Source organism: Nocardia sp. NPDC056100, assembly GCF_042266325.1.
Classification (GTDB): Bacteria; Actinomycetota; Actinomycetes; order Mycobacteriales; family Mycobacteriaceae; genus Nocardia.
In genome coordinates this window covers 294,858-319,102 of record NZ_JBHJVY010000008.1, presented here as the reverse complement: position 1 = coordinate 319,102, position 24,245 = coordinate 294,858, and the positions used below count along the sequence as shown (strand labels likewise).

General features: G+C 66.6%; 24 protein-coding genes. 16 read left to right on the top strand and 8 right to left on the bottom strand.

All coding sequences use genetic code 11. The features are described 5' to 3' along the window. Nucleotide 1: 1 nt before the first annotated feature. The 4 genes from ACFC0O_RS45325 to ACFC0O_RS45310 are packed head-to-tail and all read right to left on the bottom strand — an operon-like array spanning nt 2 to nt 4,721. Entirely contained in the window at nt 2–1,300 is a 1,299-nt protein-coding gene (locus ACFC0O_RS45325) for a sulfate adenylyltransferase subunit 1 (protein ID WP_375968481.1), read from the bottom strand. Beyond that, nucleotides 1,300–2,226: a sulfate adenylyltransferase subunit CysD gene (cysD, locus tag ACFC0O_RS45320; protein WP_375968480.1), complete on the bottom strand. Its 927-nt coding sequence runs from the start codon at nt 2,224–2,226 to the stop codon at nt 1,300–1,302. The genes ACFC0O_RS45325 and cysD overlap by 1 nt, the downstream gene beginning before the upstream one ends. Then, on the bottom strand, nt 2,205–2,915 hold the full coding sequence (locus ACFC0O_RS45315) for a phosphoadenylyl-sulfate reductase (RefSeq protein WP_364638566.1): 711 nt from the start codon (nt 2,913–2,915) through the stop codon (nt 2,205–2,207). Before ACFC0O_RS45315 ends, cysD begins: the two co-directional genes overlap by 22 nt. Before the next feature lie 15 nt (nt 2,916–2,930). Then, entirely contained in the window at nt 2,931–4,721 is a 1,791-nt protein-coding gene (locus ACFC0O_RS45310; protein WP_375968479.1) for a nitrite/sulfite reductase, read from the bottom strand. Between the two features lie 389 nt (nt 4,722–5,110). On the opposite strand from ACFC0O_RS45310, the gene ACFC0O_RS45305 reads away from it, so the two are divergent. Beyond that, entirely contained in the window at nt 5,111–5,518 is a 408-nt protein-coding gene (locus ACFC0O_RS45305) for an SgcJ/EcaC family oxidoreductase (protein ID WP_375968478.1), read from the top strand. A 3-nt stretch (nt 5,519–5,521) separates the two neighbouring features. On the opposite strand, the gene ACFC0O_RS45300 is transcribed toward ACFC0O_RS45305, so the two are convergent. Continuing rightward, entirely contained in the window at nt 5,522–6,358 is an 837-nt protein-coding gene (locus tag ACFC0O_RS45300) for an immunity 49 family protein (RefSeq protein WP_375968477.1), read from the bottom strand. 211 nt (nt 6,359–6,569) lie between these two features. Between ACFC0O_RS45300 and hemW the strand changes: the two genes are divergently transcribed. The 6 genes from hemW (at nt 6,570) to ACFC0O_RS45270 (ending at nt 12,715) form a co-directional block, all read left to right on the top strand. Further along, a complete protein-coding gene (gene hemW, locus ACFC0O_RS45295; protein WP_375968476.1) occupies nt 6,570–7,781 on the top strand; it encodes a radical SAM family heme chaperone HemW in 1,212 nt (403 codons plus the stop codon). A 129-nt stretch (nt 7,782–7,910) separates the two neighbouring features. Continuing rightward, a complete protein-coding gene (locus ACFC0O_RS45290) occupies nt 7,911–9,110 on the top strand; it encodes an epoxide hydrolase family protein (protein WP_375968620.1) in 1,200 nt (399 codons plus the stop codon). Nucleotides 9,111–9,251: 141 nt separating this feature from the next. Continuing rightward, nucleotides 9,252–9,578, top strand: a complete 327-nt coding sequence (locus ACFC0O_RS45285) for a hypothetical protein (protein ID WP_375968475.1) — start codon at nt 9,252–9,254, stop codon at nt 9,576–9,578. A 163-nt stretch (nt 9,579–9,741) separates the two neighbouring features. Next, on the top strand, nt 9,742–10,782 hold the full coding sequence (gene hrcA, locus ACFC0O_RS45280; RefSeq protein WP_375968474.1) for a heat-inducible transcriptional repressor HrcA: 1,041 nt from the start codon (nt 9,742–9,744) through the stop codon (nt 10,780–10,782). A 36-nt stretch (nt 10,783–10,818) separates the two neighbouring features. Then, nucleotides 10,819–11,970 (top strand): molecular chaperone DnaJ, encoded by a 1,152-nt coding sequence (gene dnaJ / locus ACFC0O_RS45275; RefSeq protein WP_375968473.1) that lies wholly within the window; start codon nt 10,819–10,821, stop codon nt 11,968–11,970. A gap of 4 nt (nt 11,971–11,974) precedes the next feature. Next, nucleotides 11,975–12,715, top strand: coding sequence for a 16S rRNA (uracil(1498)-N(3))-methyltransferase (locus ACFC0O_RS45270; protein ID WP_364638552.1), 741 nt, complete (start codon nt 11,975–11,977; stop codon nt 12,713–12,715). Nucleotides 12,716–12,803: 88 nt separating this feature from the next. Here the strand turns inward: ACFC0O_RS45270 and ACFC0O_RS45265 are convergent, their stop codons facing one another. After that, the gene (locus ACFC0O_RS45265) at nt 12,804–14,048 is read right to left on the bottom strand and encodes an MFS transporter (protein WP_375968472.1); all 1,245 of its coding nucleotides are present in this window, start codon (nt 14,046–14,048) and stop codon (nt 12,804–12,806) included. A 189-nt stretch (nt 14,049–14,237) separates the two neighbouring features. Here ACFC0O_RS45265 and ACFC0O_RS45260 point away from each other — a divergent pair, with 189 nt between their 5' ends. The 6 genes from ACFC0O_RS45260 to era all read left to right on the top strand — a co-directional run bounded on the left by ACFC0O_RS45260 (nt 14,238) and on the right by era (nt 19,633). Next, nucleotides 14,238–15,140 carry a LysR family transcriptional regulator gene (locus tag ACFC0O_RS45260; protein ID WP_375968619.1) on the top strand — a complete coding sequence of 301 codons (903 nt, stop codon included), beginning with the start codon at nt 14,238–14,240 and terminating at the stop codon, nt 15,138–15,140. A 170-nt stretch (nt 15,141–15,310) separates the two neighbouring features. Further along, the gene (locus ACFC0O_RS45255) at nt 15,311–16,384 is read left to right on the top strand and encodes a PhoH family protein (RefSeq protein WP_375968618.1); all 1,074 of its coding nucleotides are present in this window, start codon (nt 15,311–15,313) and stop codon (nt 16,382–16,384) included. A 22-nt stretch (nt 16,385–16,406) separates the two neighbouring features. Beyond that, the gene (gene ybeY, locus ACFC0O_RS45250; RefSeq protein WP_364638543.1) at nt 16,407–16,973 is read left to right on the top strand and encodes an rRNA maturation RNase YbeY; all 567 of its coding nucleotides are present in this window, start codon (nt 16,407–16,409) and stop codon (nt 16,971–16,973) included. Next, on the top strand, nt 16,970–18,292 hold the full coding sequence (locus tag ACFC0O_RS45245) for a hemolysin family protein (RefSeq protein ID WP_375968471.1): 1,323 nt from the start codon (nt 16,970–16,972) through the stop codon (nt 18,290–18,292). Before ybeY ends, ACFC0O_RS45245 begins: the two co-directional genes overlap by 4 nt. After that, nucleotides 18,285–18,695, top strand: coding sequence for a cytidine deaminase (locus ACFC0O_RS45240; RefSeq protein WP_375968470.1), 411 nt, complete (start codon nt 18,285–18,287; stop codon nt 18,693–18,695). The genes ACFC0O_RS45245 and ACFC0O_RS45240 overlap by 8 nt, the downstream gene beginning before the upstream one ends. Next, nucleotides 18,692–19,633, top strand: coding sequence for a GTPase Era (gene era / locus ACFC0O_RS45235; RefSeq protein ID WP_364638534.1), 942 nt, complete (start codon nt 18,692–18,694; stop codon nt 19,631–19,633). The genes ACFC0O_RS45240 and era overlap by 4 nt, the downstream gene beginning before the upstream one ends. Before the next feature lie 37 nt (nt 19,634–19,670). Here the strand turns inward: era and ACFC0O_RS45230 are convergent, their stop codons facing one another. Then, nucleotides 19,671–21,092, bottom strand: a complete 1,422-nt coding sequence (locus tag ACFC0O_RS45230) for an amidase (protein ID WP_375968469.1) — start codon at nt 21,090–21,092, stop codon at nt 19,671–19,673. A gap of 255 nt (nt 21,093–21,347) precedes the next feature. On the opposite strand from ACFC0O_RS45230, the gene recO reads away from it, so the two are divergent. The 3 genes from recO to ACFC0O_RS45215 all read left to right on the top strand — a co-directional run bounded on the left by recO (nt 21,348) and on the right by ACFC0O_RS45215 (nt 23,558). Further along, a complete protein-coding gene (recO, locus tag ACFC0O_RS45225; RefSeq protein ID WP_364638529.1) occupies nt 21,348–22,115 on the top strand; it encodes a DNA repair protein RecO in 768 nt (255 codons plus the stop codon). Between the two features lie 229 nt (nt 22,116–22,344). Continuing rightward, nucleotides 22,345–23,148 carry an isoprenyl transferase gene (locus tag ACFC0O_RS45220; protein WP_364638526.1) on the top strand — a complete coding sequence of 268 codons (804 nt, stop codon included), beginning with the start codon at nt 22,345–22,347 and terminating at the stop codon, nt 23,146–23,148. Beyond that, nucleotides 23,145–23,558 carry a hypothetical protein gene (locus ACFC0O_RS45215; protein ID WP_375968468.1) on the top strand — a complete coding sequence of 138 codons (414 nt, stop codon included), beginning with the start codon at nt 23,145–23,147 and terminating at the stop codon, nt 23,556–23,558. Before ACFC0O_RS45220 ends, ACFC0O_RS45215 begins: the two co-directional genes overlap by 4 nt. Nucleotides 23,559–23,603: 45 nt before the next feature. Here ACFC0O_RS45215 and ACFC0O_RS45210 read toward each other — a convergent pair whose 3' ends face one another. Beyond that, nucleotides 23,604–24,230, bottom strand: a complete 627-nt coding sequence (locus tag ACFC0O_RS45210; protein ID WP_375968467.1) for a TetR/AcrR family transcriptional regulator — start codon at nt 24,228–24,230, stop codon at nt 23,604–23,606. Nucleotides 24,231–24,245: the final 15 nt, after the last annotated feature.

Sequence of the window (24,245 nt, the reverse complement as noted above, 5' to 3'; positions counted from 1 at the left end):
GTCAGGCTCCGGCTTCCGTGCCGACCTCGACCTTGGTCAGGGCGTCGCCGACCAGGCCCGCGGCGAGGGTGTTGCCGCCCGCCGGGTCGATGAGCAGGAAGCTGCCGGTGTAGCGGTTGACGCTGTAGTCGTCGGCCGCGATCGGGTCGGCGACCCGGATCGAGATGCGGCCGATATCGTTGAGCGCCAGCGTTTCCGGGGCCGGATCCGCGGACAGGTGCTGTTCGTCGAAACGCTCGATGAGCGCGCCGACGATGGCCTGCGTGGTGCGGGTGCCGTGCTTGAGCAGCAGTCGGGCGCCGGGGCGCAGCGGCTTGTCGCCGAGCCAGCAGACCGTCGCGTCGAACGCCTCGATCGGCTCGGGGGCGTCATTGGCGGCCACGATGGTGTCACCGCGTGAGACGTCGACATCATTGGCCAGCACCAGGGTTACGCTGCGACCCGGCTGTGCGGAGGCGAGCTCACCATTGGGGGTGTCGATGCGTTCCACGGTGGTGCGGGTGCCGGACGGCAACACCACGACCTCATCGCCCTTGCGCACGGTGCCCGCCGCGACCTGACCCGCATAACCGCGGTAATCCGGGTATTCGGCTGTGCGGGGCCGGATCACGTACTGCACTGGGAACCGCAGACCCACCTCGTGGCGGGTGCTGTCGGCGTCCACCGGCACCGATTCCAGATGCTCGATGAGCGAGGGCCCGGTGTAGTACGGCGTCTTGTCCGACCGCGAGGCGACATTGTCACCGTGCAGCGCGGACACCGGAATCTCCACCACATCCTCGGCCGCCCAGCCCAATTTGGCTGTCAGCTCCGAGAATTCGGCGACGATGCGCGCGAAGACACCGGCCGGATCATCGACCAGGTCGATCTTGTTCACGGCCAGCACCAGCTTCGGCACACCCAGCAGCGCCATCACCGCGGCATGCCGCCGAGTCTGCTCGATAACACCCTTGCGAGCGTCCACCAGCAGAATCACCAGCTGCGCGGTCGACGCCCCGGACACCGTGTTCCGGGTGTACTGCACATGTCCGGGGGTGTCGGCGAGCACGAAAGACCGTGCGGGCGTGGCGAAGTAGCGATACGCCACATCGATGGTGATGCCCTGCTCGCGCTCGGCGCGCAGGCCGTCCACCAGCAGCGACAGGTCCGGCGTCGCCAGCCCCTTGTCGACCGAGGCGCGGGTCACCGCGTCGATCTGGTCCGCCAGCACCGATTTCGTGTCGTACAGCAACCGTCCGACCAGGGTGGACTTGCCGTCGTCGACACTGCCGGCGGTGGCCAGTCTGAGTAGGTCGGACATCAGAAGTAACCCTCTCGCTTGCGATCTTCCATGGCGGCCTCGGAGACGCGATCGTCGCCGCGGGTCGCGCCGCGTTCGGTGAGCCGGGAGGCGGCGACCTCGGCGAGAATCGCCGCATTGTCGGCCGCATCGGAAATGATTGCGCCGGTGGTGGATCCGTCGCCGACGGTGCGGTAGCGCACCGACTTCACCGACAGCTCTTCACCTTCGGCCGGGCCGCCCCAGACGCCGGGCGTCATCCACATGCCGTCGCGCTGGTACACCGGGCGCTCATGCGCGTAGTAGATGTTCGCCAGCTCCACGTTCTCGCGGGCGATATAGCGCCAGATATCCAGCTCGGTCCAGTTGGAGATCGGGAACACGCGGACGTGCTCGCCCGGAGCGTGCCTGCCGTTGTACAGGTTCCACAGTTCGGGCCGCTGTCGCTTGGGATCCCAGCGCCCGAACGCGTCGCGCAGCGAGAAGATGCGCTCCTTGGCGCGCGAACGCTCCTCATCGCGGCGGCCGCCGCCGAAGACCGCGTCGAAACGGTTCTCGTTGATGGCGTCCAGCAGCGGCACGGTCTGCAGCGGATTGCGGATGCCGTCCGGCCGCTCGGTGAGCCGCCCGTCCGCGAGGTATTCCTCGACGGACGCGACATGCAAACGCAGCCCGTACTTCTCGACCACGTGATCGCGGAATTCGAGGACCTCGGGCAGATTGTGCCCGGTGTCCACGTGCAGCAGCGCGAACGGCAGCTTGGCGGGCCAGAAGGCCTTGAGCGCCAGGTGCAGCAGGACGGTGGAGTCCTTACCGCCGGAGAACAGGATCACCGGCCGTTCGAACTCGCCCGCGACCTCGCGGAAGATGTGGATGGACTCGGACTCCAGCGCGGCAAGAGTGTCGAATTCCGTCTCTGTTGAAGTCATGAGGCGTGCAACCCGCATTCGGTCTTGGCGAGGCCGGCCCAGCGGCCGCTTCGCGGATCGGATCCCGGTTCCGGCTTCCGTGTGCACGGAGCGCAACCGATGGACGGATATCCCTCTTCCACAAGGGGATTGACGAGGATGCCATTGGCTTCGATGTAGGCGGCCATCTCTTCGTCGGACCAGGCGGCGATCGGATTGATCTTCACCAGGCCGAAGCCCTCGTCATAGGAGATCAAGGGCGCGTTGGCGCGGGTGGGGGCCTCCACCCGGCGGATGCCGGTGACCCAGGCGTTGTACGGGGTCAGCGACTTGGTCAGCGGCACCACCTTGCGCAGGCGGCAGCATTCGGCGGCGTCACGGGCGAACAGATCCTTGCCGAGCAGCTGATCCTGTTCGGCGACAGTGTTTTCCGGCTGCACATTGACGATGTTCACGCCGTACACCAGTTCCACCGCGTCCCGCGTGCCGATGGTCTCGGCGAAGTGGTAGCCGGTATCGAGGAACAGCACGTCCACGCCGGGTCGCACCTGCGAGGCCAGCTGCACCAGCACCGCGTCCTGCATATTGGACGCGACAATGTAATTGGAGCCGAAGGTCTTCTCGGTCCACTGCAGCAGATCCTGCGCGGTGGCGTTCGGGCCCAGGTCCTGATTGCCCTGCTCCGCGAGCGCGCGCAGGTCTGCTTCGGCGAGTTTCGTTGTGGTCATTGCTGTTTCCTCCAACTACCGCAGGTCTGCCTCTTCGGCGCGGACAGCCCACACCGCGAAACGCTCACCCTCATCACGGTTCTTGACGAAGTTGCGTACGACGCGCTCGATGTAATCGCCGAGCTCGGTGCTGGTCACCTTGTGCTGGCGCAGTTTCCGGCCGAAGCCGCTGTCGAGTCCGAGGCTGCCTCCGAGGTGAACCTGGAAGCCTTCGATCTGATTCCCGTCACCGTCGTCGACGAGCATGCCCTTGAACCCGATATCGGCGATCTGCGAACGACCGCAGGAGTTGGGGCAGCCGTTGATGTTCACCGTGATGGGCACATCGAGGTCGGCGTTGATATCGGCGAGACGGGTCTCGAGCTCGGGAGCCAGCACCTGGGACCGCTTGCGGGTCTCGGTGAAGGACAGCTTGCAGAACTCGATACCGCTGCACGCCAGCAGGTTTCGCCGCCAATGCGACGGACGCCCGTGCAGGCCGAGCGGCTTCAGCTCGTCGATGAGCCATTCGACCTTGTCGTCGGGGACGTCCAGGACGATCAGCTTCTGGTACGGGGTGAACCGAATCCGGTCCGAACCGATGGATTCCACCGCTTCGGCGACCTGCTGCAGGATGGTGCCCGAGACGCGACCGGCGATGGGGGAGAAACCGATGGCGTTCAAGCCATTACGCAGCTTCTGCACACCGATGTGATCGATCGGGCGCTCCGGCTGCTTCGGCGCGGGACCGTCGATCAGCTTGCGCTTCAGATACTCGGTCTCGAGCACCTCGCGGAACTTCTCCACGCCCCAGTCCTTGACCAGGAACTTGATCCGCGCCTTGGTGCGCAGGCGGCGGTAGCCGTAATCGCGGTACAGCGAGACGACCGCTTCCCACACATCCGGCACCTCGTCCAGCGGCACCCACGCGCCCAGGCGCTGCGCCAGCATCGGATTGGTGGACAGGCCGCCACCGACCCAAAGGTCAAGTCCCGGACCGTGTTCGGGATGTTCGACACCGACGAACGCGATGTCGTTGATCTCGTGCACCACATCCTGCTGGCCCGAGATGGCGGTCTTGAACTTGCGCGGCAGGTTGGAGTATTCCTTCTTGCCGATGTACCGCTTGACGATCTCGTCGATGGCGGGCGTCGGATCGAGCACCTCACCGAACGATTCACCGGCCAGCGGGGAGCCGAGCACCACGCGCGGGCAGTCGCCGCACGCCTCGGTGGTCTGCAGGCCGACCTCTTCGAGCCGCCGCCAGATCTCCGGCACGTTCTCGATCTCGATCCAGTGGTACTGCACGTTCTCGCGATCGGACAGATCCGCGGTATCGCGGCCGAACTCGGTGGAAATCTGTCCGAGCGTGCGCAATTGGCGCACATTGAGCGCGCCGGCGTCGCAGCGCACCCGCATCATGAAGTACTCGGCCTCGAGCAGATCGATGTTCTCGTCACCGGTGAAGGTGCCGTCGTAGCCCTGTTCGCGCTGGGTGTACAGACCCCACCAGCGCATGCGGCCGCGCAGATCGCTCTTGTCGATGGAGGCGAAACCCTGCTTCGAGTAGATGTTCTCGATGCGCGCGCGCACGTTGAGCGGGTTGTCGTCCTTCTTGCTCTGCTCGTTCGCGTTCAGCGGCTCGCGATAGCCGAGCGCCCACTGTCCTTCCGACTTGCGCCGCACCGGCTTACCGGTGCGCTCACGCGGCGCGACGGGCGCGTCCGAGCGGGGGCGGTCCGGTCGGACGCGGCGTTCGGCGGCGGGCCGTTCGGGGCGTGCGGGACGAGCGGATTCGGAACTGTCGGCGTCGGTGCTCGACGTCATGGGGGTCGCTCCTGAGGGTCTTGCGGGCAGGCGAGAGGGGCTGACTCACGCCTCCGATATCAGCGAACCGGTGAGTTCGACGCCGCAGAATTGGCGTCGATCCGGGAAAGGGGGGAGCCGATCTACCGGAGGCTTCCGGCCAGACAGCTCGCGCTGCAGACACGCTTGAAGTCGACGTGGCGCCGGGCCACGAGTCGCACTCCAAGTTCCGTCATGGAGCTTATTGTGCCATGTCAGATGGGTTGTTCCGACCGCCCGCCGATATTTTCCGGACTTTAGAGGGAAATCCCCTGGTAAGCGCACCCGGTTTGTGACAACAGTCATAGATCACCGCGTTATCGATCTTGGACAGTTGACCTTCACCGCACTCGAGGTTCGAAACTGGACCCATGAGCACCGTAGAACTCGACACCGCGGCCGAGACCGCAGCCATCCACGCCGTCGTCGCCCAGGTCGCCGCGGCACAGCGCGCCGAGGACGCCGACGCCTTCCTCGCCCTCTTCCACCCCGACGCCATCTGGACCACCGGCCACGGCAAATTCCTCAACGGGCGCGACGAGATCTCCACCTTCACCCGCGCGGTGCTCCCCGGCGCGACCAAGGACGGCTACGCCACCTACGAACCGTTCTTCATCCGCTTCATCCGCCCCGATGTCGCCGTGGTCAAGGTTCGCCAGCAGTACCTCACCCACAATGACGAACTCGTCTCCGAAGGCACGCCGCTCTACGGCATGACCAAGGAGGACGGCCGCTGGCTGCTCACCTTCTGCCAGAACACCCCGGTCGTCACGGACTGAGCCTCAACCCGGCTGCTCGACCGCTTCCAGCGCGAGCAGCCAATCCGGGCGGAGGATGAAACCCGAAGGCAGATACTCGGATTCGATATCGATCCGCAGTCCGAGATCACTCGCCCAGCAGGCCAGCGCCAGCAACGGCAGCGAGAACACGCCTTCGGGATCATGCCGCCAGATGTCGGTGTCGAAGAACGACCGATGCATGCGCAGACCACTGCCGAGCTCCCACAGGAAGCCATCGGCATCACCGTCGGCGAACCGGGCGAACACCTCGATAGCCGGCCGCAGCAACCCGTTCACGGAGTCCTGCGCCCCCACCCGGCTGGTGGTGTCCAGCGCCCGCGCCCGCTCACCGACCGCTTCCGGCCCGAACTTCCAGGCATCCTGGAGAATCCGCGCCCACTCGTATTGGAACTCGTCGAAGGAGTTCCCGCCGGTCTCCCGCAACCGCTCGATCGGATACGCCACGATCTCGTTCATGGCATCGGGATCGCGTGCGATCAGCGCCCAGAAGAACGCCGCCCGCCACCCGGTGACCCGATCATGGTTATCGAATCCGGACTCGATTCCCCCGGCCCGGAATCGATCGGTAATCGTCTCGACCGCCATCTTCGCGTACCGCCAGGTCATCTCCTGCGTCGCGTGCGGATCCCAGATCAGCGTGCGCGCCAACAACTCTCCGCCGAACGACCGCGCGAAATTCGGGCCGTCGGGCCGCACCGCGGGCATCGGCACGTGATAGACGATCGGCGCCACCGATCCGGCATCGACGATCGCGAGCTCCGCCACATCGATCGCATGCCGAGGGATCACATCACCCGGCCGCTTGTCGTCATCCCACATAGATCCCCCCTGTTCGCGGATGTGCGGGGACAGCATGTCAGTCGGTGCTCGGTATCGCCTGCCGGGAGAAACAGCGGGTTGCGTCATCCGTGGTGCGCACGGGCTGGATTCGCGTGAGTGCGGTGAGCGGATGGCGGTCGCATCGTGGCCACTCGCCATCCGGTGGCCGGGCGCGTGCGGTGTGAGCTGGGCTACCGGTCACACTGGAGGGGTGAATTCCGTCGGTGTCGCCCCAACCGTTTCCGCAGATCAGCCTTCGCTGGAGCTGCGGGACTTCGGGGGCGGGCCGTTCGGGATCTATATCCATGTGCCGTTCTGCGCGACGCGGTGCGGGTACTGCGATTTCAATACCTATACGGCGGGGGAGCTGGGGACTTCGGCGTCGCCGCAATCCTGGTTCGAGGCACTGCGTGGGGAATTGGCAACTGCTGCTGAGCAATTCGCGGCTTTTCCGAGTGCGACGCCGCCGGTGGAGACGATCTTCGTTGGCGGGGGCACGCCCTCGCTGCTCGGCGGGGACGGGCTCGCGAATGTGCTGACCGCTATTCGGGACAACTTCACGCTCGCGCCGGGGGCCGAGGTGACGACCGAGTCGAATCCGGAATCGACCTCGCCGGAGTTCTTCGCCAGGCTTTTGGACGGTGGCTTCACCAGGATCTCGCTGGGCATGCAGTCCGCGGCCGCGCATGTGCTGAAGGTGCTGGATCGCACGCACACTCCGGGGCGAGCTGTCGCCGCCGCGCAGGAGGCGCGGGCGGCCGGGTTCGAGCACGTCAATCTGGATTTGATCTATGGCACGCCGGGGGAGACCGACGCCGATCTCGATGCCAGCTTGGACGCGGTGCTCACCGCCGGGGTCGATCACGTCTCCGCCTACTCGCTGATTGTCGAGGACGGCACCGCGCTGGCCCGCCGCGTCCGGCGCGGTGAACTCCCCGCACCCGATGACGATGTGCTCGCCGCCCGCTACGAACGCATCGATTCGCGCCTCGAAGCCGCCGGTCTGGGCTGGTACGAGGTCTCCAACTGGGCCGCGAACGATGCCGCGCGCTGCCGCCACAACCTCGGCTACTGGGATGGCGGCGATTGGCTCGGCGCGGGTCCGGGTGCGCACAGCCATGTCGGCGGCGTGCGCTGGTGGAATGTGAAACACCCTGCGCGCTATGCGGATCGGGTCGCGCTCGGCGGTCTGCCCGCAGCCGGATGGGAGCAGCTCACCGACTCCGAGCGCTACACCGAGCGGGTCATGCTCACCGCGCGTTTGCGCACCGGATTGCCGCTGGGCGATCTGGATGCCGACGGCGCGGCGGCGGCACAGCGTGTGGTGGCGGACGGCCTTGCCGAACTGCACGCCGACCGGCTGGTGCTTACCGATCGCGGTCGCCTGCTGGCCGATGCCGTCGTCCGTACCCTGCTCACTTGATCGGCACGCGGCTCATTCGACTGTCGCGTTGCTCATTCGCGGGACAGGCCCGTCGCGCGCTGTGCGCTCCGGTGCACCGGGCTCGCCGGGATCGCCGAACCTGGTCGCTGCCTCGCCCGTCCTCCGGTGATCCCGTTTATTCGGCCACGAGCGGTCGGATGCGGGATTACCCTGGCCTCTATCAGTACGTTCGACGAGGACATCATTCCCTTTCAAGTCGAGGTCACGCAGGCACAGCTGCGTGATCTCCGGCAGCGCTTGAGTCAAACCCGTTGGCCCGCACAGATTCCCGGCACCGGCTGGGCGCGCGGGGTGCCGGGTGACTATCTGCGCGAGCTCGCCGAGTACTGGGCGCAGCGGTTCGACTGGCAGGTGTGGGAGAAGCGGCTCAATTCCTACCCGCAGTACACGACGGTCATCGATGGTGCGCGAATTCACTTCCTGCACATACGATCTCATCGCACGGGTGCGACGCCGATGATCATGTTGCACGGCTGGCCCGGTTCGGTGCTGGAATTCCTGGACGTGATCGAACCGCTCAGCGATCCCGAGGACGGCAGTCCCGCATTCGATCTGATCATCCCCTCGCACCCGAATTTCGGATTCTCAGGTCCCACAACCGATTCCGGCTGGGACAGTATCCGCACCGCGCGCGCCTACGCCGAACTCATGCGCCGCCTGGGCTATCCGCGCTACGCCGTGCAGGGCGGCGACTACGGCGCGTTCATCGGCCCCGATCTGGGCCGCATCGATGCCGATCGCGTGCTCGGCGTCCATGTCAACGCCGCCACCTGGGGTTTCATGCCGCACGGTCAGGTGCCCGATGACGACGCCGCCACCCTCACCGAGCTGGAACGCGAAAAGCTCACGCTCATAGGCGAATTCCTCACCGACGGCAGCGGCTACTACCAGATCCAGGGCACCCGCCCGCACACCCTCGGCTTCGCGTTGGCGGATTCCCCTGCAGGCCAACTGGCTTGGATCGTGGAGAAGTTCCACGCCTGGACCGGATCCCGCGGCGCCCTGGAAGACCGCATCGACCGCGACCACATGCTCGCCGACGTCTCCATCTACTGGTTCACCAACACCGGCAGCTCCTCGGCCCAAATGTATTACGAATCCCTGCATTCCCCGCAGCACCCCACCCACTCCCGCGTCCCCACCGGCGTGGCCAATTTCGCCGGCGACCCGGCCATCCGCCGCTATGCCGAGCAGCTCAACAACATCGTGCGCTGGACCGAGTTCGACACCGGCGGCCATTTCGCGGCCATGCAGACCCCGGACCTGCTTGTTTCGGATATTCGCGCATTCTTCGCGGGACTGCGTTAGCGCGCGGACCGATCGAGAATGTGATGGGCGTTACATTCCTCTCGGTTTGAAATCCGCCTATTTCAAACCAGGGCCGCAATAGCATCGTGTCCAACCGGCTATCGAGGTCGGTTGTCGCACAGCTGTTTTCGTGAGGGATCGATGAAACGCGCCATAGCCACCGGACTACTCGCCACCGCCGCCATTGCCGTATCGGCAGCGCCCGCCCAGGCCGAGGGCCCGGCCACGATCGGCAGCGCGGGCACCGGCAGCACCGAGACCATCCACTGTGACGACGGCACGCGAGTCCAGTTCCTGGGCACCGGTTCGGCCGTCCTCGATCTGGGAGCGAACGTGCTCGGTCTGCTCTACGACGGGGCGACCGGAACCGGGAGCACCGACAATTCGAGTCAGGTGCCCTGCAATACGACTCGAAGGGGACTGGACGCCCTGCTGACGAGTCTCTACCGCTCCGGTTCCACGGGCTGACCCACACCCCGGCGTTCCGTCCCGCCCCCGGATCGCGCTGAGGTCGCGCAGGTAATTTGCCGATCGGCAACTAAACTGGAGCGCGACTATCAGGGAATCATCCGCGCACTGCCCACGGCAGCGGTCACGGTGAACCCGAACGCGAGCGAGGAGGTGGGGCTGAATGTCGACCACGGAGCAACGGCGGCTCGAGGTCCTGCGGGCGATCGTCGCGGACTACATTTCGACCAAGGAGCCGATCGGCTCGAAAACCCTGGTGGAACGGCACAATCTGGGTGTCTCCAGTGCGACCGTCCGCAATGACATGGCGGTGCTCGAGGCCGAGGGGTACATCACCCAGCCGCACACCAGCTCGGGGCGGATACCGACCGATAAGGGATATCGGCAGTTCGTCGATCACATCTCCGAGGTGAAGCCGCTCTCGAATGCCGAGCGCCGGGCCATCATGGAATTCCTGGAGAGCGGCGTCGATCTCGACGACGTGCTGCGCCGCGGTGTCCGGTTGCTCGCGCAGCTGACCCGTCAGGTCGCCATGGTGCAGTACCCGACCGTGAGCGCCTCCACCGTCCGCCATATCGAAGTCGTGGCGCTCAATCCGGCCCGGCTGCTGCTGGTGGTCATCACCGATTCCGGTCGCGTCGATCAACGTCTGGTGGATCTGGGCAATATCGTCGGCGATGACGATCTGGGCGCACTGCGCGCCATGCTCGGCAAGGCCATGGAGGGCAAGCGCCTGGCCTCCGCGTCCGCCTCGGTCGCCGAACTACCCGAGCACTCCACCGGCAAGCTGCGCGATGTGCTCATCCGCGTCTCCACGGTGCTGGTGGAAACCCTCGTCGAACATCCCGAGGAGCGCCTGGTGCTGGGCGGCACCGCGAACCTCACCCGCAATGCCGGGGACTTCGCCGGGAACGGATTCCCGGGCTCCCTGCGTTCAGTCCTCGAGGCCCTGGAAGAACAGGTCATCGTGCTGAAGTTGCTGGCCGCCTCACAGCAGCCGGGTACCGTGACCGTGCAGATCGGGGAGGAGACCAAGGTCGAACAGATGCGTGGAACGGCGGTGGTGTCCACCGGATACGGGATGCCCGGTACCGTTCTTGGCGGCATGGGGGTGCTGGGCCCGACGCGTATGGACTATCCGGGGACCATCGCCTCGGTAGCGGCCGTGGCCCGGTACATCGGTGAGGTGCTCGCCGAACGGTGAGCAACCAGCGAGACGAAACAGGACTAGAGAGCACAAGTGGCACGGGACTATTACGCACTGCTCGGCGTCGCACGCAACGCGACCGACCAGGAGATCAAGCGCGCCTATCGGAAGCTGGCGCGTGAACTGCATCCCGACGTCAACCCGGAACCGGAGGCGCAGGAGCGCTTCCGCGAGGTGTCGACGGCCTACGAGGTACTGACCGATGCGGAGAAGCGGCGCATCGTCGACCTCGGCGGTGACCCGATGGAATCCGGCGGCGGCGCCGGCGGCGGATTCTCCGGTGCGGGCTTCGGCGGTCTGGGTGATGTGTTCGAGGCCTTCTTCGGCGGGATGAACACGTCCAACCCGCGCAAGCCGCGCGGCCGGGTGCAGCCCGGCGCGGATTCGCTGCTGCGCACCCGGCTCTCGCTACAGGAGTGCGCGGTCGGTGTCACCAAACACCTGACCGTCGACACCGCCATCCTCTGCGATGTGTGCGTGGGTTCGGGCACCAACGGCAACTCCAAGCCGGTGCGCTGCGAAACCTGCGGTGGCGCGGGCGAAGTGCAGACCGTGCAGCGGTCGTTCCTGGGTCAGGTCATGACCTCGCGACCGTGCCCCACCTGCCGTGGCGCGGGCGAGACCATTCCGGACCCCTGCCGCAAGTGTGGCGGCGACGGTCGCGTGCGCTCGCGCCGCGAGATCGCCGCGCCGATTCCGGCCGGTGTGGCCAGCGGTATGCGCGTGCGCCTGGCCGCGCAGGGCGAGGTCGGTCCGGGTGGCGGTCCCGCAGGTGATCTCTACGTCGAGATCGTGGAGCAGCCGCACGACACCTTCGTGCGCGACAGCGATGATCTGCACTGCACCATTCGCGTGCCCATGGTGGACGCGACGCTGGGCACCACGGTCGTCATCGACACCATCCTGGACGGCCCGGTCGAGCTCACCATTCCCGCGGGCACCCAGCCCGGCGAGGTCTCGGTGCTGCGCGGCCACGGTATGCCCAAGCTGCGCGCAAACTCCCGCGGTGATCTGATCGCGCACCTGGACATCGTCATCCCCACCAAGATGGATTCCAAGCAGCAGGAACTGTTGCGCAAGTACAAGGGCATGCGACCCAATGAGCGCACCGAGGTGCTCTCCACGCAGTCCGAGCACAACAGTGGTCTGTTCGCCCGCCTGCGCGCCTCCTTCAGCGGACGCTGATCCCTTGGCCGCCACCGTCTTCTACCTCGACGACATCCCGGAACCGGGTGCCACGGCCGTACTGGACGGCCCGGAAGGCCGCCACGCCGCGACCGTCCGCCGCATCCGCGTCGGAGAGCCCATCACGCTCTCCGACGGCAACGGGCTGCTCGCCGACTCCGAAGTGGTTGCGGCCGAAAAGGATCGCCTCGAACTGAAGGTGCTGGACCGCCGGGTCGCCGCACCGGCGACCCCGCAGGTCACGGTCGTCCAGGCGCTGCCCAAATCGGAACGCTCCGAACTCGCAGTCGAACTCATGACCGAGGCGGGGGCGGACGCCATCGTTCCCTGGCAGGCCATTCGCTGCGTCTCCAAATGGGAGAACAAGGCGCACAAGGCCGTCGAGAAATGGCGCACCGCGGCCAAACAGGCCGCCCGCCAATCCCGCCGCCCCTACATCCCCGATGTAGCCGACCTGCACCACACCCGCGACCTGCTGAACCTGGTGCGCGAAGCCAAATCCCACGGCGCGATCGTCGCGGCCCTGCACGAATCCGGCGCGGGCCGCTTCACCGACCTGCCGTTCGACGGCGTCCCCGAGGTCGTCCTCATCGTCGGTCCCGAAGGCGGCCTGGATGATTCGGAGCTGACGGCCCTCGCCGACGCGGGCGCGGACATAGTTCTGCTCGGTCCCACCGTGCTGCGCACGTCCACCGCCGCGGCCGTGGCTCTCGGCGCATTGGGCGCACTGACCCCGCGCTGGTAACGCGCCCCCTGGCCGAGCCGGCCCGGTCATTGAGTTCGCACCGGATGCTGTGGTCGAGGTCATCATTGCCGCCCCGATATCGAGTGCGCTACGAAGACCGCATGGAATCGGTTGCGATCACCGGTGATTCGATCGGCGCGGGTCGCGAGCGCATCGCCAGCGTGCCGATCAGACCGGCTGCGAGCGCGACCAGTGCCGCGACGTACCCCGCCAGTCCGGGCCAGCCGAAGCTGCCGAAGACCAGCCCGCCGAGTCCACCGGCGATGGAGCTGCCCAGGTAGTAGGCGCACATGTACAGGGCGGAGGCCGCCGCGCGATTGCCGTTGGCCGCCGCGCCGACCCAGCTGCTGGCGGCGGCGTGGATGGCGAAAAAGCCTGCGGTGCACAGCAGTACACCGAAGAGGATGACCGGCAAGAGGTCGGGCAGGGTCAGCAGCAGCCCGATGATCATGCCGAGCAGCCCCAGCCCCATGACGCGGGATCGGCCGAGCCGCGCCGTCATCCGGCCGGAGGCGGCGGCGGTGGCCGTACCCGCGAGATACAGCACGAACACCAAACCCACTGTGGCAGCGGATAACCCGAATGGTTCGCGGGTGAGTCGGTAGCCGAGGAAGTTGTACAGCGAGACGAAACCGCCCATCATCACGAACGCCAGACCATACAGCGGCAGGAGGGTGCGATCCCGCAGGTGTGCCGCGAAACCGGCGGCGACAGTGCGTATTTGGAGCGGACGAGGGGTGAATCGGCGCGAATGCGGCAGCATTCGCACGAAGATTCCGGCGCATACCGCCGCGGCGATGGCGATCGTGGCCGCACCCCAGCGCCACGATCCGACTTCCAGGGTGAACGCCGGGATGAGCCGCCCCGTCAATCCGCCCAGGCTGGTCCCTGCGACGTAGACGCCCATGGCCGCTCCCAGTCCGGCCGCACCGATCTCCTCGGCCAGATACCCCATGGCCACGGCAGGCACTCCGGCCAGCGCCACACCCTGTATCGCCCGGCCCACCAGCAGCGCGTCCAGCGTCGGGCTGAACGGCAGCAATAGCCCGATGACGCTGGCCGCCACGGCCGATCCGATCATCACGCGGGTGCGCCCGACTCGATCGGACAGGACACTCATCGGCACGATCGCCAATGCCAGCAGCCCGGTGGTCAGCGATACCGCCAGCGCGGCCCGCGCCGGAGTCGCCCCGAACGCGATCGACAGACTCGGCAGCAGCGCCTGCGCGCTGTACATCGACGCGAAGGTGGTCAGCCCGGCGGCGAAGAGCGCGACCGTGATTCGACGCTCATGCACCGCGGTGTCATCGGAATCGAGCACGGTGGCGGTCATCATCCGAGCATGAGCGCGCCCCGATTCCAAAGGAAATGCATAATCAAGTCCTAGTTCATGCACCTGCGGTATTAGTACAGCTACTCGGAGGGAGGCAGACCATGCCGAGTGACAATCCGCACTCGTCAGTGGTGACCTATGCGGAGTCGAAGCGGGCCATGCGTGGTCGTCCAACTGACGGGGGCACTCGTGGCCGGTGAGGATCTGCACTGGTTCATCACGCTGGCCGAGCTCGAGCGGGTCGGGGTGGCGGCGGAGCGGTTGCATCTGACGCAGCCGACGCTGTCGCGGATGCTGGCCCGGTTGGAGGCGCGGTTGGGTGTCCGGCTGTTCGATCGCTATGGAAAACGGTTGGCGCTCAATGATTTCGGACGGGTCTACTACGAGCACGCGCGGCGCGCGCAGGCCGAGCTCGACTCCGCCGCACGCGAACTCGCGGATCTGGCACATCCGGCGAAAGGCGTTGTGCGGCTGGCTTTCCAGCATTCGCTGGGTGCTCGGGTGGTGCCGGAGCTGATCGCCGGATTCCGGCGGGTGTCCGGCCGGATCACCTTCACCCTGCAACAGGACGCCGCCGACATCGTCACCGATGTGGTTCTGAATGGCAGCGCAGACCTGGGGATGTTGTCGCCCCGGCCGAAGCGGCCGGGAGTCGGGTGGCGGCCGCTGCTGCGGCAGCGGCTGGCGCTGGCGGTGCCGCCGGATCATCGGCTGGCGGCGCGGCGGCAGGTGCGGCTGGCGGAGGTGGCCGATGCCGAATTCATCGCCATGCATCCGGGATTCGGTATGCGGCAGGTGCTCGACGAGCTGTGCGCGGCGGCGGATTTCCGGCCGCGCATCGGGTTCGAATGCAGCAATCTCGGCACCATCGCGGGTCTGGTGGCGGTCGGTTTGGGCGTTTCGGTGGTGCCGCTGGAATATCCGCTGACCGGTGGTCCGCAGCCGGACGCGGCGCTCATCCCGCTCGCCGAACCGGACGCCGTGCGCGAGGTGGGCCTGATCTGGCGCACCGGCGGCGCGCCGTCGGACGCGGTGCGCCGTTTTCGCGATTTCACCGTCGATTGGGCGCAACAGCGTTCCGGCGGCGCATAACGCCCAGGCAGCGGCGATGCGGCGTTCTCGCGTCACCCTGCCGGTAGCGGCTTATTCACTGGGCGGTGTCGGTGGGCGGCGGTAAACTTCCATCAAAGATGTGACTCTCTAGACCGGGAAGCAGGCCATAGTCACTTTTGAGTACACCAGGCAAAATCGGCGACCAGAACATCCCCAATGTCGGCATCGGCGCCGGCGACAATGGGTCCGGACCGGCGGGCCGGACCGTTCGCTCCAGCATTGAATTGGCACCGGAATCGGTGTTCGGTTTCCTGGGTTCGGCTGATGAGAACCTGCGTGAGCTCGAGCGACTCCTCGATGCCGATATCCATGTCCGCGGCAATACCGTCACTCTCACCGGCAAGCCCGCCGATATCGCCCTCGCCGAGCGCGTCATCGCGCAGCTGGTGGCCTTGACGGCGCGCAATCGCCAGGTCAGTCCGGAGGCGGTGCGGCACACCTACTCCATGCTCACCGAGGGTTCCTCCGATTCCCCGGCGGAGGTGCTGAGCCTGGACATCCTGTCCCGGCGTGGCAAGACCATTCGCCCGAAGACGTTGAACCAGAAGCGTTATGTCGACGCCATCGACCATCACACCATCGTGTTCGGTGTCGGTCCGGCCGGTACCGGCAAGACGTATCTGGCCATGGCCAAGGCGGTGCAGGCCCTGCAGAACAAGCAGGTCACCCGCATCATCCTGACGCGTCCGGCGGTCGAGGCGGGTGAGCGGCTGGGCTTCCTGCCCGGCACTCTCAACGAGAAGATCGATCCGTACCTGCGCCCGCTCTACGACGCCCTGCACGACATGATGGATCCCGAGGCCATTCCCAAGCTCATGGCCGCGGGCGTCATCGAGGTCGCGCCGCTGGCGTACATGCGTGGCCGCAGCCTGAACGATTCGTTCATCATTCTCGACGAGGCGCAGAACACCACGGCCGAGCAGATGAAGATGTTCCTGACGCGTCTGGGCTTCGGGTCGAAGATCGTGGTGACCGGTGACGTCACCCAGGTCGACCTACCCGGCAGCTCGCGTTCGGGGCTGCGGGCCGCGACCGAGATCCTGGCCGATGTCGACGATATTCACGTCGCCGAGCTCACCAGCGCGGATGTCGTCCGGCATCGCCTGGTCGGCGAGATCGTGGACGCCTACGACCGCTATGAGGCCGAGTCCCGGCCACAGGTGGCGCACTATCCGGGCAACCGCGCGCAGCGGCGTGCCGCGAGCCGGGAGGGGCGGCACTGAACTCGGCCGATAGGCTGAGCGGGTGAGTATCGAGATCGCCAACGAATCGGGTATCGAAGTATCCGAAGAGGAACTGGTCAGCGTCGCGCGCTTCGCGATCGGTCAGATGGATGTCCATTCGGCCGCGGAGCTGTCGATGGTGTTGGTCGATCTCGACACCATGGCGGACCTGCACATGCGCTGGATGGACCTGCCGGGTCCGACCGATGTCATGTCCTTCCCCATGGATGAGCTGGAGCCGGGCGGGCGGCCCGATGCCGCCGAGCCCGGCCCTTCCATGCTCGGCGATATCGTGCTCTGCCCCGAGTTCGCGGCCCAGCAGGCCGAGAAGGCCGGGCATTCCATGGATCACGAGCTCGCCCTGCTGACCGTGCACGGCGTCCTGCACCTGCTCGGCTACGACCATGCCGAGCCGGAGGAGGAGAAGGAGATGTTCGCGCTCCAGGCTTCGCTGCTGGAGGGCTGGTACGAGAGCCTGCGCGAGGCGCAGGTGCGTGCCGAGATCGCCGAGCGGGATCGTGAGCGTGATCGCCGGCTGCTGGGTAAGACCGGTTTCACCGATTCCGGTGATCCGCTGGATCCCGCGTGAATTCGTTCGTCCTGCTGCTGCTGGCTGTAGTGCTGGTTCCGGCCGGCGGCGTTTTCGCCGCGCTGGATTCGGCATTGAACACGATTTCGATTGCGCGCGTTGACGATATGGTGCGCGCCGATCGCACCGGCGCGACTCGGCTGGCGAAGATCATCGCCGATCGCCCGCGCTATGTGAATCTCATGGTGCTGCTGCGCGTGCTGTGCGAGATCACCGCGACGGTGCTGCTGGCGGCGGTGCTGCTGGATTGGCTGAACGAGGTTGCGGCACTGGTGGTTACGGCCGCCGTCATGGTGCTGGTCGACTATCTGGTGATCGGGGTCGGCCCGCGTACGCTGGGTCGCCAGCACGCGTATTCGCTGGCGCTGGGCGCGTCGCTGCCCTTGCAGGCCATCGGCACGCTGCTCGGTCCGATCAGTCGCCTGCTGATCCTGGTCGGTAATGCCATCACCCCGGGTAAGGGATTCCGCAACGGCCCCTTCGCTTCCGAGATCGAATTGCGCGAGGTGGTCGATCTGGCCGGTGAGCGCGGGGTGGTGGACGCCGAGGAACGCCGGATGATCCAGTCGGTATTCGAACTCGGTGAGACCACGGCGCGCGCGGTCATGGTGCCGCGCACCGAGATGGTCTGGATCGAGGCGGAGAAGACCGCGGCGCAGGCCATGTCGCTCGCGGTGCGGTCGGGGCATTCCCGAGTTCCGGTGGTGGGTGAGAACGTCGATGACATTCTCGGCGTCGTCTATCTGAAAGACCTTGTGCCGTACGCGGATCGGGCCAAGAAGGTGAAGGTGCGCGAGGTCATGCGCCCCGCCGTCTTCATGCCCGACTCCAAACCCCTGGACGCCCTGCTCGATGAGATGCAGCGCCGCCGCAACCATATGGCGGTGCTGGTGGACGAGTACGGCGGTATCGCCGGTCTGGTCACCATCGAGGATGTGCTGGAGGAGATCGTCGGCGAGATCGCCGACGAGTACGACACCGATGAGACCGCGCCCGTCGAGCAGATCGGCCCGGGCAAATACCGTGTCTCCGCGCGACTTCCGGTCGAGGACCTGGGCGAGCTGTTCGATATGGAGATCGACGATGAGGATGTCGACACCGTCGGTGGTCTGCTCGCGCATGCGCTGGGCCGTGTCCCGCTGCCGGGTTCCAAGGCCGTGATCCACGGTTTGCAGCTGCGCGGTGAGGGCGGTTCGGATGCGCGCGGCCGGGTGCGGGTGCACACGGTCGTGGTGCGTCGCCCGCTGGAGAAAGCCAAAAACGAAGCGGCCGAAGGGAAACCGGACGGCGCACATCAAGAGGGAGAATCCGATGACTGACTTGGACGCCGAGGACGGCAAACTGTTGATCCTCGCGCGCGGCGCGATGGGCCGCACCGGCGGTGGTGCGGGCGCGGCCATCCGGGATACCGATGGGCGCACCTACGCGGCGGGCGAGGTCGGTCTGGCCAGTCTGAAGCTGACCGCTCTGCAAGCCGCCGTGGCGGCCGCGATCTCCAGTGGCGCAGAGGGTTTCGAGGCCGCGGTGGTGGTGGCGGGGCGGTTCTCCGATCCCGGCGTGCACGCGGTGCGTGAGGTGTCGGCGACGGCGCGCATCGTGTTCACCGATGCCAAGGGCTCGGTGTTCGAGGTAGTGGAAGGGCCGGTCGAAGGTGACCCGGCGACACGGCCCGGTATTCCCGAGGGCTTCGATCTGGAAACCGAGTCGGAGGTATTCGAATGAGCAGCAAAGACGTATTCCGTTCGGGCTTCGTATGTTTCGTGGGACGGCCGAATACCGGCAAGTCCACGCTGACCAATGCCATGGTGGGGCAGAAGATCGCCATCACCTCCTCGCGCCCGCAGACCACCCGGCACACCATTCGCGGCATCGTGCATCGTGAGCACGCGCAGCTGATCCTGGTGGACACCCCCGGTCTGCACCGGCCGCGCACACTGCTCGGACAACGGCTCAATGACCTGGTGCGCGATACCTATTCCGAGGTCGACGTGATCGCCATCTGCATTCCGGCGGATGAGAAGATCGGCCCGGGCGACCGCTGGATCGTCGAGCAGATCAAGCTGATGGCCCCCAAGACCAAGCTGCTGGGCGTGGTCACCAAGATCGACAAGGTGAGCCGCGACGCCATCGCACATCAGCTCATGGCGGTATCCGCGCTGCTCGGCCCCGAAGCCGAACTGGTGCCGGTCTCCGCGGTCAAGGGTGAACAGGTCGAGACGTTGATCGACGTCATCGCCTCGCAGATGCCCGAGGGCCCGGCCTTCTATCCGGACGGCGAGCTCACCGATGAGCCCGAGGAAACCCTCATGGCCGAGCTCATTCGCGAAGCCGCGCTCGAGGGCCTGGACAATGAGCTCCCGCACTCCCTCGCGGTTGTCATCGAGGACATCCTCGAGCGCGAGGAGAACGAGGACACCGCCACCGAGGGCACCCGCACCCACGAGGGCATGCTCGATGTGCACGCCCTGCTCTACGTGGAGCGCCCCAGCCAGAAGGCCATCATTATCGGCAAGGGCGGCGCCCGCCTCAAAGAGGTCGGCACCAGCGCCCGCAAGCAGATCGAGAAGATCCTCGGCACCCGCATCTACCTGCATCTGCACGTGAAGGTGGCCAAGGATTGGCAGCGCGACCCGAAACAGCTGGGCCGCTTGGGCTTCTGACACCGGCTACCCGCGTGATGCCGCCGCCTGATCTTGGTCAGGCGGCGGGGCGGTTCCACCAAGGGGTGGGGCGGTGTTTTTGCCATTGGAGTTCGGATTCCAGTTGGGCCGCAACCGATATCAGCAGCGGTTCGGAATTGGCCGGGCCCATGAGCTGGGATCCGACGGGCAGGCCCGCATCGGTGAAGCCGGAGGGGACGTTCACCGCGGGCCAGCCCAGCACATTCCACGGCCAGGTGTACGGGCATGACGATGTGATGAGCTGATCGGTGGCCCACGAGCCGATATCGTCGATCTCGTGCACGCCGGGCGGGGGAGTGGCGGTGGTGGGGGCCAGCACCAGGTCGTAACTGTCGAAGAAGCGGCCGATTCGCATGCGCAGCAACGGTTCCGCGCGTCGGGCGGCGAAGAGCGCCGGGCCGAGTACGCGACCGGTGACGGCGTTGCTCCGGGTACGCGGATCGACCTGTGCGCCGGGTAGCCGATTCAGTGCGTCGCGGATGCCGACCATGGAGCGGGGCAGGAAGGTCGCGCCCAGCAGTACGCCGTAGTGCACATCGGCGACGGTGACCTCGTGCCCGAGACCGCGCAATGTATTGGCGGTGTCGTGCACGCGCGCCTCGACCTCGCGATCCAGTGCGGTCTTGATGGCCGTGAACGGGGTGCGCAGCGAGAGCGCGATGCGCAGCTTGCCCGGATCGCGGCCGACCGCGTCGGAGGCCCGAATCGGTTGCGGCGTATGCAGATCGCCCGCGTGTGGTCCCGCCGCCAAATCCAGCAGCAGCGCCGCGTCGGCGACCGTGCGCGCCAGTGGCCCGTTCACGGTGAGCCCGTAGAACGCCTCGGGCAGCGGCCAGGTGGAGATGCGCCCGCGCTGCGGTTTGATGCCCACCAGATTGTTCCACGCCGACGGAATGCGCACCGACCCCGCACCGTCGGATCCCAGTGCGGCGGGCACCAATCCGGCCGCGACCGCCGCCGCCGACCCACCGGACGACCCGCCCGGCGTGTGCTCGGCACTCCACGGATTCCTGGTGTGCCCGAACGCATTACCGCTCGTGAACGGAAGCTGTCCCAGCTCACAGGTATTGGTCTTACCGACGATCACCGCACCCGCCGCGCGCAGTCTGCGCACCGATTCCGCGTCCTCGGTCTTATCCGGGAATTCGCCACCGCACCCGAAAGCCGTTGGGCTACCGGCGATATCGGTGTCATCCTTCACCGCGATCGGCACCCCCAACAGCGGTGCCCGTTCACCCGCCGCCAATTTCCGATCGGCCTCGGCGGCTTCGATCAGCGCCTGTTCCCGCCGCACGATCCGAAACGCGTTGAGCCCATCCTGACTCGCGTCGATGGCGTCCAGCACCGCGCCGGTAGCCGCCACCGAACTGATCTTCCCCCGCTCGAGCGCCGCCGCCAGCTCCGCCAACCCGAGTTCATGTACCGATGCCGTAGTCATCCGTGAATCCCGTCTCCCTGCCGCACGCCGGAAACCTAGCGCGATTCTGGTCACACGTCCAGGGTTGGCGGCCATTTAGGAACCCGAGAGTTCTCAGTCGGCGATATCCTCGGGGCTGCTGCGATCCCGGCGCTGCACAGACGGGCGATCGGATGCCGGGCATCGGGAGTTTCCGGTATTCGCGCCCGTACCAAATCTTTCGGCGCGCTCGCACACCGTCGTCGCGCGGTCGGTATCGCGTGCGAGACTGTTGCGGTGCAGTTGTACAGAGACAATGCGGTAGTGGTGCGCCAGCACAAGCTGGGCGAGGCCGACCGTATCGTCACCCTGCTGACCCGCCAGCACGGATTGGTGCGCGCGGTCGCCAAGGGCGTGCGCCGCACCCGCTCCAAATTCGGGGCTCGGCTGGAGCCGTTCGCGTATGTGGACGTGCAGTTGCATCCCGGGCGCAATCTGGATGTGGTGACCCAGGTGCATACGGTCGAAGCCTTCGCCTCGGACATCGTCGCCGATTACGGCCGCTACACCACCGCCTGCGCCGTACTGGAAACCGCCGAACGCCTAGCGGGTGAAGAGCGCGCCCCCGCGCCTCGGCTGCATACCCTGACCGCCGGGGCTCTGCGCGCCATCGCACAGGGCATCCGCCCGCACGAACTCATCCTCGACGCATTCCTATTGCGCGCCATGGGTTTCGCCGGTTGGGCACCGGCTCTGGACGACTGCGCCCGCTGCGCCACCCCCGGCCCGCACCGCGCTTTCCACGTGGCGGCCGGCGGCGCGGTCTGCGTGCACTGCCGTCCCCCGGGCTCGGCCACCCCCATGCTCGGCGTCCTCGAACACCTCAGCGCCCTGCACCGCGGCGACTGGTCCGGCGTCAACGCGGTCCCCGACAACCTCCGCCGCCAAGCCAGCGGCCTGGTCGCCGCCCACCTGCAATGGCACCTCGAACGCCAACTCCGCACCCTGCCCCTGATCGAGCGCACCCGCCCACACGAAGCCGCCGAATCCGCCGCCGTCGGCTGATCCCGCAAGTCGCGCATCCCCTGCCGCGAGCGTGTCCATGTCCGGCTCGTCGTATCGGCCGGCTCGCCGCGTGGCGAGATAGCTGCTTCGGCACGCGCGCTCGGTGCGTTTTCGTCGTGGTGGCATACCGTGCTCCCGATATCGCGTCGACCCGGTCGGTGTGGGGGAAGTGTGGGGAGTCGGTGGGAAGTCCGTGGGTGTGTTCGCGGGGTTGGGGGCATCGGGCAGGATGGTGGGCGTGATCGGTACTCGCAAACCTTCCGCTGTCCAGCGCGCGGTGCGTCCGCCTTCGCCGCATCCCTCGGGTGCGACGCCGCCCGCGATTCCCGCCGAGTTCGTGCCCAGGCATGTCGCGCTGGTGATGGACGGTAATGGCCGCTGGGCGCAGGAGCGCGGGCTGGCGCGGACCGCGGGGCATGAGCGCGGGGAAGCGGTGCTCATGGACACCGTCGAGGGTTGTATCGAGATCGGGGTGAAGTGGCTGTCGGCGTACGCCTTCTCCACCGAGAATTGGCGGCGCAGCCCGGACGAGGTGAAGTTCCTGATGGGCTTCAACCGCGATGTGATCCGCAGGCGGCGCGATGAGATGCACGAGATGGGTGTGCGGGTGCGCTGGGCGGGCCGCCGGCCGCGCCTGTGGCGCAGCGTGATCAAGGAGCTCGAGATCGCCGAGGAGCTCACCAAGGACAATGACGTGATGACGCTGACCATGTGCGTCAACTACGGCGGTCGCGCCGAAATCGCCGATGCCGCAAGGGAAATCGCGCGCCGGGTGAAGTCCGGCGAGATCGATCCGGAGAAGGTGAACGAGGACACCGTCGCCCGCTTCCTGGATGAGCCGGATATGCCGGATGTGGATCTGTTCCTGCGCCCGTCGGGTGAGTTTCGCACCTCGAACTTCCTGATGTGGCAGTCCGCGTACGCCGAATTCGTGTTCCAGGAAACGCTTTTCCCGGATTTCGACCGCCGCAACCTGTGGGACGCCTGCCTGGAGTACGCCAAGCGCGACCGCCGCTTCGGTGGCGCGAAGTGAGCGATGCGATCGCCCCGGCGGCGGAATTGCAGGCGCGCGCCGGAGCCGCGCTGTCCCGCTATGACGTCGCGGTCCGGGTGGAGGAGGGCGGCGGCCTGGGTTTCGAATTCGACGGCGCGCTCTGCTCACTGCGCGGGGTGAATCTGGCCCCCGGCCTGGATGTGCTCACCCTGACCTGTGTGCTGGCCTGGGATCGCCCGCTGAAACCGCAGCTGCACAAGCGGGTTGCCGAACGCAACGCGGCGCTGCAGTTCGGCTCGATCACGATCGTCGGCCATGACAAGCTGGCGGACATAATCCTGCGCTACACGTTCCCGGCCGCTGGCCTCGAGGATGAAGCGCTCGCGACCATGCTGCTGCTGGTGCTGTCCGGTGCGGGCCGCGCCCGCCAGGGTCTGGTGTTGCCCTAAATCCGCCCGGCGGCAACGGTTTTCGCTGCCGCCGGTGAATTCGGCTCAGTTGGGTGAGGTTTCGGGCAGCGGCAGTCTCGCGTAGGCGGGCAGCATCTGTTCGACTCCGCGCGCGAAGGATTCGGGGTCGGTATCGCCCAGGATCAGGAATTGCAGGATGAATCCGGGTAGCAGGCCGAGGAATGCCTTGGCCACCGCCTCCACATCGGCATCCGGTGGGAGCCAGCCGATTTCGCGCATGCGGATGGCGTAGTCGACCCAGAGTCGGCGAATGCCACCGATATTGGTGCGCACGTAGTCGGCGATATTGGCATCGGTGAGCGCCAGCGCCCAGGCCTGCGGAATGAGCCGGACCGGGCCGCCGGGCCCGGAGAGTCGCACGATGGTTTCGGAGATGGTGAGGATGAGCTCCGGGGGAGTGGGCAGCGGATCGCTGAAGACCGCTTCGCTCAGGGCGGCGCGCAGATCGACGGTGGCCTCGGTGGTGAGGGCCGCGATGATGTCGTCCTTGGATTTGAAGTAGCGGTACACCGCCCCCGCGGACAGTCCGGATTCGGCGAAGACGTCCTGCATGGTGGTGGTGTGCAGACCCTTGCGGGCGAAGCAGGTTTGCGCGGCGTCGAGGATCTGCTGTCTGCGGCGTTCCAGGTGTTCTTCGCTGACTCTGGGCATACGCCCAAAGTAAAA

Coding starts and splice junctions, on each gene's coding strand:
- ACFC0O_RS45240 (WP_375968470.1), top strand. CDS start 18,285: ATGACTGACTTGGACGCCGAGGACGGCAAACTGTTGATCCTCGCGCGC.
- ACFC0O_RS45220 (WP_364638526.1), top strand. CDS start 22,345: ATGGTGGGCGTGATCGGTACTCGCAAACCTTCCGCTGTCCAGCGCGCG.
- ACFC0O_RS45305 (WP_375968478.1), top strand. CDS start 5,111: ATGAGCACCGTAGAACTCGACACCGCGGCCGAGACCGCAGCCATCCAC.
- ACFC0O_RS45230 (WP_375968469.1), bottom strand. CDS start 21,092: ATGACTACGGCATCGGTACATGAACTCGGGTTGGCGGAGCTGGCGGCG.
- ACFC0O_RS45325 (WP_375968481.1), bottom strand. CDS start 1,300: ATGTCCGACCTACTCAGACTGGCCACCGCCGGCAGTGTCGACGACGGC.
- cysD (WP_375968480.1), bottom strand. CDS start 2,226: ATGCGGGTTGCACGCCTCATGACTTCAACAGAGACGGAATTCGACACT.
- ACFC0O_RS45210 (WP_375968467.1), bottom strand. CDS start 24,230: ATGCCCAGAGTCAGCGAAGAACACCTGGAACGCCGCAGACAGCAGATC.
- era (WP_364638534.1), top strand. CDS start 18,692: ATGAGCAGCAAAGACGTATTCCGTTCGGGCTTCGTATGTTTCGTGGGA.
- ACFC0O_RS45315 (WP_364638566.1), bottom strand. CDS start 2,915: ATGACCACAACGAAACTCGCCGAAGCAGACCTGCGCGCGCTCGCGGAG.
- ACFC0O_RS45300 (WP_375968477.1), bottom strand. CDS start 6,358: ATGTGGGATGACGACAAGCGGCCGGGTGATGTGATCCCTCGGCATGCG.
- hrcA (WP_375968474.1), top strand. CDS start 9,742: ATGTCGACCACGGAGCAACGGCGGCTCGAGGTCCTGCGGGCGATCGTC.
- ACFC0O_RS45265 (WP_375968472.1), bottom strand. CDS start 14,048: ATGACCGCCACCGTGCTCGATTCCGATGACACCGCGGTGCATGAGCGT.
- ACFC0O_RS45310 (WP_375968479.1), bottom strand. CDS start 4,721: ATGACGTCGAGCACCGACGCCGACAGTTCCGAATCCGCTCGTCCCGCA.
- ACFC0O_RS45285 (WP_375968475.1), top strand. CDS start 9,252: ATGAAACGCGCCATAGCCACCGGACTACTCGCCACCGCCGCCATTGCC.